The organism is Streptomyces sp. WI03-4A (assembly GCF_033792105.1).
Classification (GTDB): Bacteria; Actinomycetota; Actinomycetes; order Streptomycetales; family Streptomycetaceae; genus Streptomyces; species Streptomyces collinus_A.
In genome coordinates this window covers 1-15779 of sequence record NZ_JARAUO010000060.1, presented here as the reverse complement: position 1 = coordinate 15779, position 15779 = coordinate 1, and the positions used below count along the sequence as shown (strand labels likewise).

Below are 15779 nucleotides of genomic sequence, written 5' to 3'. Positions count from 1 at the left end.
GCGCCCGCCGGTCAGCCGCCCAGCACCCCCGGCAGGGCCAGCGCGCCCAGCGCGGTGGCGCCGAACAGCAGCCAGGCCACGTAGTCCCCGACGTGGCCGGACTGCAGGCGGCGCAGCGGCACCGCCCAGCCGGGGACCGTGCTCACCCATGCCGGGCGGGTCACGGCGAGCGCGGCGAGGCCCAGGGCGAGCAGGGCGGAGAGCAGGCCCAGCAGGATGCCCGCCGCCGTCCATCCGGCGGCGGCGTGGGCGCCGCCCGAGCCTGCCTCGTTGACCGAGCGGGCCACCATCTCGCCGAAGCCGGGGGCGAGTCCGGCGGCGAAGGCGGCGGCCAGCAGCACGGCGGGCACGGCCGTCATGGAGTCGGGGATGCGGCGCATGAGGCCGCCGGTCTCCGGCTTCTCGTCGGAGCCGCTGGTCTCGTACGCGGCGTCCTCCGGGCGCGGCCCGAGGCCGAGGAAGACCCGGGCGGTGACCCGCAGCACGGCGCCCCCGGTGACGGCGGACACGACGACGAAGACCACGGTGAGCGGACCGCCGACCGCCTCCTCGGCGACGCCCTTGCCGAGCGCCGTGGCGAAGGGCGGCAGCCCGGCGAGGGCGAGCCCGCCGATCGCGAACATCACCCCGAACCCGCGCATGGCGCGGGCCCGGCCGTGCAGGGCGTGCTCGTCGACGCTGCCGTAGCGGTCCAGCAGGGCGCCGGTGCAGGCGAACAGGGCGGCCTTCACGCAGGCGTGCCCGACGATGTACAGCGCGATCCCGTCGTCGCCCTCGGGGGTCAGCGCCCCGAGGCCGATGAGGAACAGCCCGGTGTGCGCGATCGTGGAGTAGGCGAGGAGCCGTTTGATGTGCCGCTGGTACCAGCACATGAGCGCGCCGATCAGGGCGGTGAGGACGCCGAGCGTCACCAGCGCCCGGGTCAGGTCGGCCGCGGGGATGCCGCCGGGTCCGGCGAAGACGGTGGTGCAGACGCGCCAGACGCCGTAGGAGCCGAGTTCGACCATGACGCCGGACAGCAGCATGCACACCGGGGTGGGGGCGACGGCGTGCGCGTCGGGGAGCCAGAGGTGGAACGGCACGGCGGCCGCCTTGACCAGCAGTCCCGTCAGGACCAGGACGAAGGCGGCGAGGACGAGGGCGTCGGGCCCGCCCGGGCCGGCCGTGGCGTCCAGTCCCCGCCCGATCTTCGCCAGGGCCAGCTCGCCGGTGCGGGCGTACAGCAGGCCGAGGCCCATCAGCAGCGCGTAGGCGCCGAGGGAGTTGACGACCCCGAAGGTCAGGGCGCCCTGCACGGCCTTGGGTTCGTCGATGCGGTAGCCGGTCAGGGCGTAGGCGACGACGCTCATCAGCTCGAAGAACACGAACGCGTTGAACAGGTCGCCCGCGATCGCGAAGCCGCACATGGCGGCCTGGAAGACCAGCATGAGGGCGGGGAAGGCGCCCGCGTGGCCGCGCAGCGGCTCGTCGAAGTAGCGCCAGGAGTAGGCGAGCGCCGCCAGGGTGAGCAGCGAGACGAGCGCGGCCATGCCCAGCGCCGGGCCGTCCCCGACCACCACGATGCCGACGCTCTCGCCCTCGACCGGCCACCAGCCGCCGACCCATTCCACCAGTGGTGGGGAGGAGTTGAGGAGCAGCAGCAGGGCGAGGGCGGCGGTGCCGCCCGAGACCGCCAGGCCGGTGATCTCCGCGGCGGGCCGGGGCAGCAGCCGGCCCGTGGCCACGAGCAGGGCGGCACCGAGCAGCGGGACGGCGACCAGCAGCGGGAGCAGGTGGTGCATCAGCCGCGCAGCTCTTTCAGTTCGTCGGGGTCGACCGTGCCGTGCCGTTTGGCGATCTGCAGGACGAGGGCGAGCAGCAGCGCGGTGACGGTGGCGCCGACGACGATGTCGGTGAGGGTGAGTGCCTGCACGACCGGGTCCACGACCGGCCGGGAGCCGGGCGGGATGTCGGAGAAGACCGGGGCGGTGCCCCCGTCGCGGTAGCCGACGGCCAGCAGCAGGACGTACGTGGCGGACTGGCACACGGCCAGGCAGCCGATGGCGTGGATCAGGTTCCGGCTGGTGGCGAGACCGTAACAGCCCGTCAGGAAGACGTAGGCGGAGACCAGGTAGGGCAGGACGTGCAGCACGGCCATCTCAGCTCCCCTTGTCCTCTTCGATCTCGACGGCCTGGTCCAGGAAGCCGGCGAGGAGCACGACGACCGCGCTCGCCACCTCCATGCCGACGGCCGCGTTCAGCACCGGGACGGTGCCGCCGGAGGACAGCGTGTTGAAGGTGCCGTACGGCAGCAGCGTGTTGGCCAGGAAGGCGGTGCCGGCCAGCACGCCGGCCAGTCCGGTGACGAGGTAGCCGCTGACGCAGAGCGCGTCGGCGGCCGTGTACGCGCCGAGCGGGCGGACGCGTTCCAATGCGCCGTAGTCGGCGCCCAGGTACAGCAGGTGCAGCGCGGTCGCGGCGACGACGCCGCCCTGGAAGCCGCCGCCGGGGCTGAGCTGGCCGTGGGCGATGATGTAGACGCCGGTGACCAGGGCGACGGGCAGCACGAGCAGCGCGTAGCGGCGGACGGGCCGGACCACCTCGGCGGGTTCGGGCCGGTCGCGGTGCTCGTCGCGGGTCTGCCGCAGGAGCACCACGCAGCCGAGGACGGCGGCGAACAGGATGCTGATCTCGCCGAGGGTGTCGTAGGCGCGCTGGTCGAAGTTGACGGCGGCGATGGTGTTGGCGATGTGCCGGCTCAGGGAGGCGCGGACGGCGCGGTCGCCGTACGGGTGTCGTTGTCCGCCGAAGACGGGCAGGTCGAGGCAGGCGGCGACCAGCAGGGCGGCGATGCCCGCGCCGCCGACGGCGAGCACCCACAGCCGCAGCCGGCGGCTCACCGCGCGCCGTCCCCGGACCGGCCGCGCCGTCGGACCTTGCGCACCGCCAGCATGATCAGCAGCGGGGTGAGCGCGGAGCCCACCGCCAGCTGGGACAGCCCGACGTCCGGGGCCTGGAGCACCGTGAACAGCACGGCCAGGACGGCGCCGAGCACGGAGAGCACCAGGGCCTGCCGGGCCGGGTCGCGCACCGCAACGGCGGCGGTGGCGGCGCCGGCCACCAGGAGCAGGGCGACGACGATCACGGCATCGGCCATGCCGTACCTCCCTCGTGACCGCGACGCGGCCGGTCAGCCACCGCGCACCCCCCGGAACCCGCCGGCCAGGGCGGAGGAGGCGACCAGGTTCCCGCCGATCAGCAGAACGCCGATCACCAGCACCTTCACCATCGCCCGGCCGGGTCCTGCGGCCACGCACACGGCGACGACGGCCACCGCGCTCAGCGCGGCGGCGGTCCAGGTCAGGCCCCAGGCGCGCGGGGGGTCGTGCGCCAGTTCGTCGGCGAGCAGGCGGGCGAAGACGAGGGTGCCGATCGGGGCCAGCAGGGCCATCAGCAGGGCGAGGTCGACGTAGGCGGGGCGGGCGTAGCCCTGGGAGAGCAGGAGCAGGGCCGGGCAGAGGGCGGAGGTGATCAGGTTCTGGGCCATGGCCCGGCGGGGCAGCGGGCCGGTGCAGACGCCCCACAGGGAGGCCGCCCCGGCCACGGCCAGTTCGACGGTGGCGGCGAGGATCCATCCGTTCACCGCCAGGTCACCGCCCGTCGCCCGGCCCGGGCCAGCAGGGCCGCCACGGCGGCCGCGCTCGCGCCGACGACGCGTTCCAGGGTGTCGACGGAGGTGATGAACACCAGCCACAACAGGGCCAGTCCGGCCCACCAGGCGAGGAGTTCGGCCGCTGCGAGGAGGACGATGCGCGGGTCCGTGCGCCGGGGCATCCGCCACCTCCTCGGTCCGTTCCGCCCGCCCGCCTGTGGGGGCTTTGTCCGTTGTGCCGCTCGGGGCATCCAAGCACCGCCCGGCCCGCGAGGTGCGGCGGCACGCGGGCCCCGGGCCGGAGTGCCCCGGGAGCGTGAACGGAAACCGGCGGTGTGCTCCCGGTGCCCCGCCGGCGGCGGCATCCCCCGCCGTTCGGCGGGTAACCGCCCTTCGGAACGGGGGACGTTGACGACTGGAGGATCGAATGGCCCGCACCGCCCTGCACCTGCCCGCGGCCCTGCGCCGCCCGACCAAGCGGGGCCGGGCCGGGGAAGCCCGGCCGAAGCGCGTCCGGTTCGGGGAGTCCCGTCCGGCCGGGCGCGGCGTGACCGCGAAGGCCCGCGCGGGCCGGAAGCCGGCCGGGGAGGCCCGTCCGGGGCCCGGACGGCACGCCCTCCCCCTTCCCCTGCGGCTGCTGGCCATGCTGGTCGCCTTCGCGTTCATGGTGGCGTTCGCGGTCGTCCTGGCCCGGCTCACGCTGCAGCCGTCACCGGCGTCGGTGGCCCTGACCCACAGCAACCTGCACCCGGGCAGCTCCCTGCGGGCCTACGTCGACCACGGCCAGTTCCGGGACACGGTCAAGCAGATCGGCGGCAATCTGCTACTCGGCGTCCCGTTCGGGGTGCTGGTCCCGGTCCTGGCGCCCCGGGCCCGGGGCATCCTGCACGTGGTGGCGCTCACGGCCCTGGTGATGCTGATGGTGGAGCTGGTCCAGGGAGCGCTGATCACCGGGCGGGCCTTCGACATCGACGACGTCATCCTGAACACGACCGGCGCGCTGCTCGGCTGGCTGCTCCTCGGACGGCGGCTCGGGCGGGCGGTGCACGCGCGCGAGCCGCGGCCCGCCGACTGAGCGATCGTCAAGGAGTGGTCCGTACCAAGGTATTGACGCCCCGCTTATCTCACTCCTTAAATCAAGAGGCGTCATTCCCCCCACGCCGAACGGAGAGCCATGGCCTCCCCACGCCTGCTGCGCAGCTGCCTCTTCGCCGCCCTGTCCGCCGCGCTGGTCGGCTCCGTCGCCACCGGCCCGGCCCGGGCCCAGACCACCGCCCCCACGGCAGCCGCCGCCGTCAGCACCTTCTCCGACTCCTTCGACGGGCCCGCCGGCTCCGCCGTCGACTCCTCGAAGTGGACGCTGGAGACCGGCGACAACGTCAACAACCACGAGCGGCAGTACTACACGTCGGGCACCAGGAACGCGGCCCTCGACGGACAGGGCCACCTGGTGATCACGGCCCGCAAGGAGAACCCGGCCGGGTACCAGTGCTGGTACGGCAGCTGCCAGTACACCTCGGCCCGGTTGAACACGGCCGGCAAGTTCAACGCGCAGTACGGCCATGTCGAGGCCCGCATGAAGATCCCGCGCGGGCAGGGCATGTGGCCCGCGTTCTGGATGCTCGGCACGCCGGTCAACTGGCCGGACTCCGGGGAGATCGACGTGATGGAGAACGTCGGCTTCGAACCCTCCACGGTGCACGGCACGATCCACGGTCCCGGCTACTCCGGCTCGGGCGGCATAGGCGCCGGCTACTCGCTGCCGGGCGGCCAGGCCTTCGCGGACGCCTTCCACACCTTCGCCGTGGACTGGGCGCCCGACTCCCTCACCTGGTCGGTGGACGGCAACGTCTACCAGCGGCGCACCCCCGCCGACCTGGGCGGCCGGACGTGGGTCTTCAACAAGCCGTTCTTCCTGATCCTCAACCTGGCGGTCGGCGGCTACTGGCCGGGCGACCCGGACGGCTCCACCCCGCTGCCCGCCCAGCTCGTGGTCGACTCGGTGTCGGTGACGACGAGCAACAGCGCGACCGGCGTGCCGATCCGGGGGCTGGCGGGCAAGTGCGTGGACGTGGCCGGCGCCGATCCCGCCAACGGCACCCCGGTCCAGCTCTACGACTGCAACGGCACCGCCGCCCAGTCGTGGACCGTCGGCTCGGACGGCACCGTGCGCGCGCTCGGCAAGTGCCTGGACGTCACCGGCAACGGCACGGCGGACGGCTCGACCGCGCAGCTCTGGGACTGCACGGGCGGCCCGAACCAGAAGTGGGCCGTCTCGGCGGCGCACGACATCGTCAACCCGCAGGCGAACAAGTGCCTCGACGTGACCGGGAACAACCCGGCCAACGGCACCCGGCTGCAGATCTGGAGCTGCTCCGGCGGCGCCAACCAGAAGTGGACGGTCGGCTGAGCCACCGGCTCAGTGCAGCGTCCAGGTGTACTTGCCGCCTCCCACCCAGCGGACCGCGTCCGGGTCGTCCAGGTCGTGGATGGGGATGCCGTGGGAGGCGGCGGCCTCCAGGACGTCGGTGACGGTCCTGGCCTCGCCGATCACCTCGCCGTCGATCTCCATGATCCTGAACGGCGGTTCGCCGTGCCTGCCCGGGCACACCCCGTGGACCAGGACCCGCGGGTGGGCGATGTGGGGAACTCCTTGTTCGGTCATGCAATAGAGCCTAGGCCGTGTCCCCAAAGTCCCGCCTGCCCCGCCGGCGGACGACGGGACCTTGCGGACACGACCCAGAACGCCGCGTGGGCGTACGACTCGTCCGCGTCAGCCGTCCAGGAGACCGAGCACCGCCGCCTCCACCGCCCCCTGCGTGGCCGGCCGCCCGAAATCCCCGTGCTCCCCCGGCCGGGCGAGCGCCGGGGCGATCGTCACGTCCTGCTCGAACACCCGCGGATCCGTGCAGGAGGCCCGGCACACCGCCGGGGTGTCGCCCCGGTAGTGGCTGACCTCGCGGACGGCGCGCACGGTCTGCCGGCGCCGGGCGGCCTCGCCGTCGCGGGCGCCCCGGGCGGCCACGGCGACCACCACAGCCGCCAGCACCGTGGCGTGCCAGGTGCGGAAGTCCTTCGCGGTGACGTCGGTGCCGGAGAGCCGCCGCAGCGCCTCGTTCAGGTCGTCGCTGTGCAGGTCGTGCCAGCCGCCGCGGTCCCGGAAGGCGGGGAACCGGTCGCCCCGCGCCGGTGGCGCAGCAGGGCCACGGGCCAGTTGGCCGGCGTCGGTGAGCGGCTCGCCGTCGGTGTCCCGGTAGCGGAAGCCGCGGCCGCAGCGGACCCGGGTGAAGCCCGGCTGCTCGCAGGAGCTGGTGCGCACTCTCACGGCCGGCTCAGGGACGGCGCCAGTCGTCGCTGGTCAGGTGCGAGCCGGCCTGCGGCCCCATGCGCAGCATGCCGCCGTCCACGCTCCAGGAGGCGCCGGTGACGTAGGAGGCGTCGGGGCTCGCGAGGAAGGCGATGACGGCGGCGACCTCGCGGGCGTCGCCGGGCCGCCCGAGGGGCACGCCGGGGCGCCGCTCGGTGTGCGGGTCGACGTCCTCCTGACCGGTCATCGGGGTGGCGATCTCGCCGGGCGCCACCGCGTTCACGGTGATGCCGTGCTCGGCCAGCTCCAGGGCCATCACCTGGGTGAGCAGGCCGAGTCCGCCCTTGGCCGCGCAGTACGGCGCGGCGCCCACCCGGGGCTGGTGCTCGTGCACGGACGTCACGTTGACGATACGGCCGCCGCCGCCCTGCCGGATCATCTGCCGGGCCGCCCTCTGCCCGCACAGGAAGGGGCCGACGAGGTCCACGTCGAGCACCCGCCGCACGTCGTCGAGGGTGAGGTCGAGGTACGGCGTCATCGTGCCCGTCCCCGCGTTGTTGACCAGGACGTCCAGCCGGCCCAGCTCGGCGCACAGCTCGTCGACGGTGTCGGCGGCGCCGGGCAGCCGGGTGAGGTCCAGGTGGGCGACGGCGGCGCGGCGGCCCGCCGCGCGGACCTCCTCGGCGGTCTCCTGCGCGCCCTTCTCGTCGGTGTGCCAGGTGATGCCGACGTCCAGCCCCTGCTCGGCCAGCCGCACCGCGGTGGCACGGCCGATGCCGCTGTCGCCACCGGTGATCACGGCCGCTCGCTGCGTGTCCGGTTCGGGCATGACGGGCATGACACGGCTCCTCGGGTGGTCGCTCGGACGGGTCTCCGCAGTACCCGGGGGTGCGGACGGCAAACCGCGGTGGCCGGGCGGGTGCCTGCCGGGCGCGGGCGGATCGTGGGCGGGTTCCGCGCGCCGCCTGGGGGCGTGGGTGCCACTCTGGGGGGCATGGATCCTGTCGCCGCCCTGGACCGGATCGCCTTCCTGCTGGAGCGGTCGCTGGCGCCCACGTACCGGGTGAAGGCCTTCCGCACCGCGTCCCGGACGCTGGCCGCACTGCCGGAGGGCGAGGTGGGCGAGCGGGTGTCGGCCGGGACGCTGGAGTCGCTGAAGGGGGTCGGCCCGAAGACCGCGCAGGTGGTGCGGGAGGCCCTGGCCGGGGAGGTCCCCGGGTACCTGCGCAAGCTGGAGGAGGAGGCCGGCGCGCGCGAGACCACCGGCCCCGGCGCGCAACTGCGGGCCCTGCTGCGCGGCGACTGTCACACGCACTCGGACTGGTCGGACGGCGGCAGCCCGATCGAGGAGATGGGGCGCGCGGCGATCGGGCTCGGCCACGCGTGGACGGTCCTGACCGACCACTCCCCCCGGCTCACGGTGGCCCGCGGCCTGTCCCCCGAACGGCTGCGCGAGCAACTGGACGTGGTGGCCGCGCTGAACGCGAGCTGGGCGCCGTTCCGGCTGCTCACCGGGATCGAGTGCGACATCCTGGACGACGGCTCACTGGATCAGGAACCCGAACTGCTGGAGCGGCTGGACGTCGTGGTGGTGTCCGTGCACTCCAAGCTGCGGATGGACGCCCACTCGATGACCCGCCGGATGGTGGCCGCCGTCCGCAACCCGCACGCGGACGTCCTCGGCCACTGCACCGGCCGCCTGGTCACCGGCCGGGGGCGGCCCGAGTCGGAGTTCGACGCGGACGAGGTGTTCGCCGCCTGCGCCGAGTCGGGCACGGCCGTGGAGATCAACAGCCGTCCCGAGCGGCTCGACCCGCCGCGGCGGCTGCTGCGGGCGGCCGTGGCGGCCGGGGTGCTGTTCGCGGTCGACACCGACGCGCACGCCCCGGGCCAGCTCGACTGGCAGATCCTCGGCTGTGCCCGCGCCGAGGAGTGCGAGGTGCCCGCCGAGCGGGTGGTGACCGCCTGGTCCGCCGAGGAACTGCTGGCCTGGACCCGTCAGGGCCGGACGCCGGCACGCGTGGCGGCCCCCTGACGTGGTACCCGGCCCCGGAACGGGAGAAAGGACCCACAGGAATGGATCGCGCCGCCGTGTTCGACGTCGACGGAACCCTCGTCGACACCAATCATCTTCACGTCGTGACCTGGTGGGAGGCGTTCCGGCAGGCGGGCCACCGGGTGCCCATGCACGCCGTGCACCGGGCCGTGGGCCTCGGTTCCACCGATCTGATCGCCCATCTGCTGGGCGACGACCGCGACGAGGAGCAGGACGCCACGCTGAACGCCGCCCACAAGGCGCTGTACGGCCAGTACTTCGACCGTCTGCCCCCGCTGCCGGGGGCCGGGGAGCTGCTGCGCCGGCTGCACGGGGACGGCTGGCGGGTGGTGCTCGCCACCTCCGCGAGCGGCGCCGAGCTGGGCGCGCTGCGCCGGGCGCTCGACGCCGACGAGGCCATCGACGGCACCGCGAGCGCCGACGACGTGGAGCGGGGCAAGCCCGCGCCCGAGCCGGTGGAACACGCCCTGGAACTGGCCGGGGTGCCCGCCTCCCGGGCGGTGTTCGTCGGGGACACCGTGTGGGACATGCGGGCGGGCGGCAAGGCCGGGGTGCACTGCGTGGGCCTGCTGTGCGGCGGCATCCCGCGGGCCGACCTGGAGGAGGCCGGGGCGCGCTCGGTGTACGCCGACCCCGCCGACCTGCTGGACCGGCTGGCCGGGAGCCCGCTGGCCTGAGCACCACCGGGGGTGACCGAGGTCACGGGTCCGGCTGGAACACCCCGAGGTGGTTGCCCGTTGAATCAGCCGTGGGAGCGGACGGGACGGTGTCCCCGGGCCTCACCTATCGCCCACAGAGAAGATCGTACGGCTGAAGCCCTGTGGAGCCCCTCGCCGCGAGGCGACCGCCGTCCGCGTCCACCACCTGACCGCCCTGGTCGTGATTCCCCCGTCACGGCCGGGGCTTTCCGCTTTCCCGTGCCGCCGTGTGCGCGCGCCCCGCACGGGTACCCGGCGGGTCCCCCGAAGCCGCCGCGGGAAGGAGCCGAAGGTGAGCAGCGCAACGGGCAGCAGGGTCGTGGTCACGGGCGCCACCGGCAACGTCGGTACGAGTGTGGTGCGCCTGCTCTCGGAGGACCCCGGGATCAAGTCGGTGCGGGGCCTGGCGCGGCGCAGGCCGGAGTGGTCCCCGGACAAGGTGGAGTGGGGCTCGGTCGACCTGGCGTCCGAGACGGCGAACCTGGCCGAACGGTTCGAGGGCGCCGACGCCGTCGTCCATCTGGCCTGGGCCTTCCAGCCCACCCACGATCCGGTCGCCACCTGGCGGACCAACGTGCTGGGCAGCATGCGGGTGTTCGAGGCGGTCGCCGCGGCCCGGGTGCCGGTGCTGGTACACGCGTCCTCGGTGGGCGCCTACTCGCCCGGCCCCAAGGACCACGCGGTGGACGAGTCGTGGCCCGCGCACGGCTGGCCGGACGCCGCCTACTGCCGGGAGAAGGCGTACCTGGAACGCGTCCTGGACACCTTCGAGCGGGACCACCCCGAGGTACGGGTGGTGCGGATGCGCCCGGCGTTCCTGTTCAAGTGGGAGTCGGCGAGCGAGCAGCGGCGGATCTTCGGCGGCCGGTTCCTGCCGGGCCCGCTGGCCCGGCCCGAGATGCTGCCGTTCCTGCCGGACATCCCCGGACTGCGGGTGCAGGCGCTGCACACCGACGACGCCGCCGAGGCCTACCGGCTCGCGGTGCACTCGGAGACCGCCCGGGGCGCCTTCAACCTCGCCGCCGATCCCCCGGTCGACGCGGCCCTGCTGGGCGAAATGCTCGGCACCCGCCCGGTGCGGCTGCCGCGCACGGCGGCCCGTTCGGCGATCGCCGCGGCCTGGGGGCTGCGGCTGCTGCCCGCCTCCCCGCACCTGTTCGACGCGGTCCTGCGGCTGCCGCTGATGGACTGCGCACGGGCGCACACCGAACTCGGCTGGCGCCCGCGGCGCACGGCGGACGAGGTGGTGCGGGAGTTCCTGGAGGGCCTGCAGAAGGGCGGCGGAATGGAGACCGAGCCGATGCGTGGCCGCAAGGTCGGCTGAGCCGTCACCGAGCCTAGGAGGAAACCCATGACCGCACAGCGCGACCCGGAGAGCGGTCAGCCGGTGCGCCCGGTCCCCCGCGACCTGCCGGACCAGCAGGCACGCCCCGGCGGCGACCCGTGGGACGCGGCCTCGCGCCCCGGGTCCGAGAACGAACCGGCGCCGGCGGAGGACGACATGGAACCGGACGCCCCCGACACCGACGAGGCCGGCAGCGGCCCCCGGAACGCACCGCCCACCCAGACGGACCAGCAGACCCCGACGGACGAGCCGACCCCGGAGGAACCCACGGCCTGAGCTCGGAGGCGTTCAGCGCGGAGCGCGTTCCTCCAGTGCCGCGCGCCAGGCCGGGTGGCGGTCGGCCGCGGCCGGTTCGGCGCGGCGGCCGCCGCGGGTGAAGAAGTCGGCGAGGGGGAGGATGGCCGCGCCGACGGTGACCGCGTCGGGACCGAGCCTGCCGAGGTCGATGGCGACCTTGTCGGCCGGGTGGCGCAGGGCGTACGTGGAGGCGTGCCGGCGTACGGCGGGCAGGAAGCGGGTGCCGAGCTGGAGCCCGGCCCACCCGCCGATGAGGATCTTCTCCGGCTGGAACAGGTTGATCAGGTCGGACAGGCCGGCACCGAGGTACTCGGCGGTCTCCTCCAGGACGGCGAGCGCGACGGGGTCGGGGTCCCCGTCGCCGGCCGGGTAGGCGGCGGCGAGCATCGCGGTGAGCGCCGTCTCCTCGTCCACCCCCTCGGGCGGCCGTCCGCCCTCCTCGCGCCAGCGGGCGAGCAGCGACTCGGCGCCGGCGTAGGCCTCCAGGCAGCCCGGCGCCCCGCACCGGCAGCGGCGGCCCCGGACCCGTACCGTCAGGTGGCCCCACTCCACGGCGCGCCCGTGCTCCACGTCGGGGGTGACCAGGCAGGCGCCGACGCCGGAGCCGAAGAGCACGACCACCGCGTTGCGCGCGCCGCGCCCGGCGCCGAACCACATCTCGGCCTGGCCCAGGGTCTTGGCGCCGTTGTCGATGAAGTACCGCACGCTCTCCGGAAGGCGGGAGGAGGCGCGGAGCAGTTCCTCGAGCGGGACCGCGGTCCAGCCGATGGTCTGCCCGTGCACCACGGCCCCGCGGTCGGCGGTGTACTCGACGATGCCGGGGACGCCGACGCCGACGCCGAGCAGCCGCTCGGGCACGGCCGCCTCGGCCGCGAGCACCTCGGCGATGCCGTCGCGGATGTGGCCGACGATGACGTCGACGTCGTAGCCCTGCTGGGTCAGCGGGCGCTCGGTGCGGGCGAGTTCGGTCAGGCCGAGGTCGAACAGCTCGACCCGGACCCGGGTCTCGCCGACGTCGACGCCGATCATCTGCCCGCTGTGCGGGGCCACGCGCAGCAGGGTGCGGGGGCGGCCGCCGTCGGAGTCGACGCTGCCGGCCTCCTCCACGAGGCCGTCGGCGACGAGGTCCGCGACCACGTTGCTGACCGAGCCGGAGCTGAGTCCGGTGGCGGGGCCCAGCTCGAAGCGGCTGAGCGGGCCGTCGAAGTAGAGCCGCTGCAGCACGGCCGTGCGGTTGCCCCGCCTGAGGTCGCGTACCGTGCGCCCGTTCCGCCCCGCCATGTGGTTCCCTCCGAACCTTGTCCCGACCTGCAACATACCCTCCGGAACAGGCCGGACGCGACTTTCCGACAACCCTTATTTCATGTAATGAGCGAAGCGACGGACCCGACGACGGGCCAAGAACGGCCGGCGCGACTCTCCCGCTCCCCCACCGCACACCCCCCGTCCGCCCCCGACGTACAGGGTACGGAAGGCCCGGCGCCCGCCGGGTGCATTGCGGCGCCGTCGCCGTGGCCGTGTTCCCGGTCGGCGCGCTCAGCGGGCGGCACCGGAGCGGGCAGCGTCCTCGGGGAAATCCATTCGCCCACCTCCCCCTGGCTACCTAGGCTAGCCGCGAGCCTAGACCCCCTAGGTTCTTCATGGCATGGAGATCCGGAAGGACGCCCCGATGCGATCCCTCACCGAGCAGGACATCCGCGGCTCGTTCGTCAACTGCTCCAAGGGCGAGGCCAAGCGCCTCGCGGTGCCCCGGGACCTCGGCGAACGGCCGTGGGACGACCTCGACTTCCTCGGCTGGCGGGATCCCGGCGCGCCCGACCGCGGTTATCTGGTGGTGGAGCGCGAGGGCCGCCCCGTCGGTGTGGCGCTGCGCTTCCCGGCCTCGCGCCGCGGGTTCCTGCACCGGAGCATGTGCTCGGTGTGCCTGACGACGCATCCGGGCGGCGGGGTGTCGCTGATGACCGCGCGGAAGGCGGGCACGGCGGGCCGCGAGGGCAACTCCGTCGGGGTGTACATGTGCACCGACCTCCAGTGCCCGCTGTACGTGCGCGGCAGGAAGGTGCCGGAGTCCGGCACCCGGTTCGAGGAGAGCCTGACCCTCGACGAGCAGATCGCGCGGACGGCCCGCAACCTCTCCGCCTTCCTCGACAAGCTGTACGTCTGAGCCGGCGTGTCCGGGCCCGGACGTCCGTTCCGCCGGGCGGGGCGTGTCCTCCGGCCGAAAAGCACGGGCACCCCGCGGGGCGCTGGTGGCCGTGGGGCCGCGCGCCGGTACCGCGGTCACCGCTCCCCGCAGGCAGGCGTGCGCCCGGGTGAGTACCCCGCCGCCTTCGGCCCCGTCGACGGCCTCGATCGGCCCGGAGCTGATCCGCTCACCTCGGGCCCGATCGATGTGATCGGTTCAGGACCCTTTGCGGACAGATCCGGTCCGCGAATGAGCACGTTCGACCCGGGCGAGGATGGGGAACAGGCCAAGGGATGCTCGACGTACGGAAGTGGACCGCAGCACTGCGGCGCCTGATCCGGCGCCGCCGGGAACCGGTGGTCGTCCAGACACTGCGGTCGGCCACCGCGGCGACGATCGCCTACGTCATCGCGCTCCGGCTCAGTCCGGAACCGGCCCCGCTGACCTCACCGCTCACCGCTCTGCTGGTCGTCCAGGTCACCTTCTACGCCACCCTCACCAACGGCATCCGCCGGGTGAACTCGGTGGTGGCCGGCGTCCTGGTCGCCATCGCCTTCAGCCTCCTGGTGGGCCTGACCTGGTGGAGCCTCGCGCTGCTGATCGTGGCGTCGCTGGCCGTGGGGCACCTGGTGCGGGTCGACGAGTACGTGGCCGAGGTGGCGATCAGCGCGATGCTGGTGCTCGGCGTGACCACCGTCGGCTTCACCGCCTGGGCGCGGATCGTGGAGACGCTGATCGGCGCGGTGGTCGGGATGGCCTGCAACCTGCTGCTGCCACCACCGGTGTGGCTGGACCAGGCCGGGCAGTCGATCGAGGACCTGGCCCGCCGGATCCGGCAGTTGATGCTGCGCACGGGTGAGGAGGCGGCGGGCCGCATCCCGTGGGAGCTGGCCGCCGAGCGGCTGCACGAGGCGCGCCGGCTCGACCACGACATCGTCCAGGTGGACGCGGCGCTGCGGCAGGCCGAGGACAGCCTGCGCCTCAACCCACGGGTGAAGGAGGGCCTGCTGCACCGGGTGGTGCTGCGCACGGGTCTGGACACCCTGGAGATCTGCACCGTCGTGCTGCGGGTCCTCGCCCGCACCTTCACGGACCTGGCGAAGGCGCGGGGCTCCGAGGAGCTGTTCCCGCCCCGGGTCGGGGCCCTGGTGGAGCAGCTCCTCTCGGAGATCGCCGACGCGGTCGTCAGCTTCGCGGTGCTGGTGACCACCCATCTGAGCGAGAACGCCGAGTCGGCGGAGGCGCGGCTGACCGCCGAGCTGCACAGCGCGGCCGGCACCCGTGACCGGCTCGCCGAGCTGCTGCGGGAGGAGGTGCGCGCGGACTGGGCGAACTGGCAGCTGCTGGGCGCCGTGCTGACCGAGGCGAACCGGATGCTCGACGAGCTCGACACCGAGCACCGCACCCGCCGCCTCTTCGAGGAGCTGGACCGGGTGTCCCGGGAGCAGCGGGCGAAGCTGCCGCGGATGACCCGGGTGCGCGAGCGCCTCGGCGTCCAGGACCAGCTGTGGCGGAACCGCACGGGGGTCGGCGAGCGTTCTCCGTGAGGGAGCGCCGGGTGGGGCCGGCGCGCGATGCGAGGGGGCGGGCCGATGGCCGGATCCGGGGTACGGATCGACGGGAACACACTGCGGCTTCCGGGTGGGGTGGCGGTGCGGTTCATCCGCACGCTGCGGCTGCCCGAGACGGGCACACACCCGCTGCCGCCGGGGCTGGGCGAGTTCCCGGTCCGGCGGGTGGCCGACCATGCCGACCGGGTGCCGGAGGAGTGGCGGGCGCGCGGTGGTGTGATGCTCCCGGTGTATCTGCGGGAGGCCATGTGGCTGAGTTTCGCCGGCACGGTGGAGCCGGCCGCCCTCCAGGTGGGCGTGGGCAAGGTGTGCGCCGTCTCCGGCGAGCCGTGGCGCGGCCGGCCGGCCCGCGACCCGCAGAACTACGTCGTGCTGCCCCGCCAGCCCTGGCTCGACGGCATCAACTCCGGCAAGGGCACGGTCCGCCAGTTCGTCGCCGTGCCGCTGGGCCTCGGGGCGACCGTGGAGGGCCAGGTGACCGGCGAGGAGGTGTGGGGCGGCGTGCAGCTGCAGTCGTTCCCGCTGCGGCCGGACGTCCTGGCCGACTGGCGGCGCCGGGAGCGCGAGCGGGAGCGGTCGATGCCGGCGCCGGGCGGGTACGGGGGACCGCTGCCGGTGGCCGGTTTCGGGGCGCCCGCGCCGATGGCGGCGCCCGCCCCGGGCGGTCCCCCGCCGGCCCCCGCGGCGGC

18 protein-coding genes and 1 pseudogene are annotated in these 15779 nt (G+C 74.4%); 9 read left to right on the top strand and 10 right to left on the bottom strand.

Features of this window, described 5'->3' with window-relative positions; all coding sequences use genetic code 11:
* Positions 1-11: 11 nt before the first annotated feature.
* From PV343_RS37130 to PV343_RS37105, 6 genes are read right to left on the bottom strand one after another with little or no spacing between them, the layout of a single operon-like run.
* On the bottom strand, positions 12-1781 hold the full coding sequence (locus tag PV343_RS37130) for a complex I subunit 5 family protein (protein WP_319151460.1): 1770 nt from the start codon (positions 1779-1781) through the stop codon (positions 12-14).
* On the bottom strand, positions 1781-2137 hold the full coding sequence (locus PV343_RS37125) for a sodium:proton antiporter (RefSeq protein WP_319151459.1): 357 nt from the start codon (positions 2135-2137) through the stop codon (positions 1781-1783). Before PV343_RS37125 ends, PV343_RS37130 begins: the two co-directional genes overlap by 1 nt.
* A gap of 1 nt (position 2138) precedes the next feature.
* Positions 2139-2879 carry an MnhB domain-containing protein gene (locus PV343_RS37120; RefSeq protein ID WP_319151458.1) on the bottom strand — a complete coding sequence of 247 codons (741 nt, stop codon included), beginning with the start codon at positions 2877-2879 and terminating at the stop codon, positions 2139-2141.
* Positions 2876-3136, bottom strand: a complete 261-nt coding sequence (locus tag PV343_RS37115) for a Na(+)/H(+) antiporter subunit B (protein ID WP_319151457.1) — start codon at positions 3134-3136, stop codon at positions 2876-2878. The genes PV343_RS37120 and PV343_RS37115 overlap by 4 nt, the downstream gene beginning before the upstream one ends.
* 33 nt (positions 3137-3169) lie before the next feature.
* On the bottom strand, positions 3170-3622 hold the full coding sequence (locus tag PV343_RS37110) for a monovalent cation/H+ antiporter complex subunit F (RefSeq protein ID WP_319151456.1): 453 nt from the start codon (positions 3620-3622) through the stop codon (positions 3170-3172).
* Positions 3619-3813, bottom strand: coding sequence for a hypothetical protein (locus PV343_RS37105; protein ID WP_319151454.1), 195 nt, complete (start codon positions 3811-3813; stop codon positions 3619-3621). The genes PV343_RS37110 and PV343_RS37105 overlap by 4 nt, the downstream gene beginning before the upstream one ends.
* A gap of 245 nt (positions 3814-4058) precedes the next feature.
* Between PV343_RS37105 and PV343_RS37100 the strand changes: the two genes are divergently transcribed.
* Positions 4059-4706, top strand: a complete 648-nt coding sequence (locus PV343_RS37100; protein ID WP_319151453.1) for a VanZ family protein — start codon at positions 4059-4061, stop codon at positions 4704-4706.
* A gap of 99 nt (positions 4707-4805) precedes the next feature.
* A complete protein-coding gene (locus tag PV343_RS37095; RefSeq protein ID WP_319151452.1) occupies positions 4806-6041 on the top strand; it encodes a ricin-type beta-trefoil lectin domain protein in 1236 nt (411 codons plus the stop codon).
* 9 nt (positions 6042-6050) lie between these two features.
* Here the strand turns inward: PV343_RS37095 and PV343_RS37090 are convergent, their stop codons facing one another.
* From PV343_RS37090 to PV343_RS37080, 3 genes are all read right to left on the bottom strand, one after another.
* Complete coding sequence (locus PV343_RS37090) at positions 6051-6296, bottom strand: hypothetical protein (RefSeq protein ID WP_317446721.1); 246 nt, start codon at positions 6294-6296, stop codon at positions 6051-6053.
* Positions 6297-6404: 108 nt separating this feature from the next.
* Positions 6405-6956 (bottom strand): hypothetical protein, encoded by a 552-nt coding sequence (locus PV343_RS37085; protein ID WP_319151451.1) that lies wholly within the window; start codon positions 6954-6956, stop codon positions 6405-6407.
* 7 nt (positions 6957-6963) lie between these two features.
* Positions 6964-7767: an SDR family oxidoreductase gene (locus PV343_RS37080; RefSeq protein WP_319151489.1), complete on the bottom strand. Its 804-nt coding sequence runs from the start codon at positions 7765-7767 to the stop codon at positions 6964-6966.
* Positions 7768-7932: 165 nt separating this feature from the next.
* On the opposite strand from PV343_RS37080, the gene PV343_RS37075 reads away from it, so the two are divergent.
* From PV343_RS37075 to PV343_RS37060, 4 genes are all read left to right on the top strand, one after another.
* Positions 7933-8973, top strand: a complete 1041-nt coding sequence (locus tag PV343_RS37075; RefSeq protein WP_319151450.1) for a PHP domain-containing protein — start codon at positions 7933-7935, stop codon at positions 8971-8973.
* Positions 8974-9014: 41 nt separating this feature from the next.
* Positions 9015-9671 (top strand): HAD family hydrolase, encoded by a 657-nt coding sequence (locus tag PV343_RS37070; RefSeq protein WP_319151449.1) that lies wholly within the window; start codon positions 9015-9017, stop codon positions 9669-9671.
* A 313-nt stretch (positions 9672-9984) separates the two neighbouring features.
* Entirely contained in the window at positions 9985-11016 is a 1032-nt protein-coding gene (locus PV343_RS37065; RefSeq protein ID WP_319151448.1) for an SDR family oxidoreductase, read from the top strand.
* 27 nt (positions 11017-11043) lie between these two features.
* Positions 11044-11313: a hypothetical protein gene (locus PV343_RS37060; RefSeq protein WP_319151447.1), complete on the top strand. Its 270-nt coding sequence runs from the start codon at positions 11044-11046 to the stop codon at positions 11311-11313.
* A 12-nt stretch (positions 11314-11325) separates the two neighbouring features.
* Here the strand turns inward: PV343_RS37060 and PV343_RS37055 are convergent, their stop codons facing one another.
* The gene (locus PV343_RS37055) at positions 11326-12615 is read right to left on the bottom strand and encodes an ROK family transcriptional regulator (protein WP_319151446.1); all 1290 of its coding nucleotides are present in this window, start codon (positions 12613-12615) and stop codon (positions 11326-11328) included.
* A gap of 388 nt (positions 12616-13003) precedes the next feature.
* Between PV343_RS37055 and PV343_RS37050 the strand changes: the two genes are divergently transcribed.
* From PV343_RS37050 to PV343_RS37040, 3 genes and pseudogenes are all read left to right on the top strand, one after another.
* Positions 13004-13498 carry an FBP domain-containing protein gene (locus PV343_RS37050; RefSeq protein WP_319151445.1) on the top strand — a complete coding sequence of 165 codons (495 nt, stop codon included), beginning with the start codon at positions 13004-13006 and terminating at the stop codon, positions 13496-13498.
* 314 nt (positions 13499-13812) lie between these two features.
* The gene (locus PV343_RS37045; RefSeq protein WP_319151443.1) at positions 13813-15066 is read left to right on the top strand and encodes an FUSC family protein; all 1254 of its coding nucleotides are present in this window, start codon (positions 13813-13815) and stop codon (positions 15064-15066) included.
* A gap of 45 nt (positions 15067-15111) precedes the next feature.
* A pseudogene (locus PV343_RS37040) lies at positions 15112-15779 on the top strand (hypothetical protein); the annotation flags it as partial.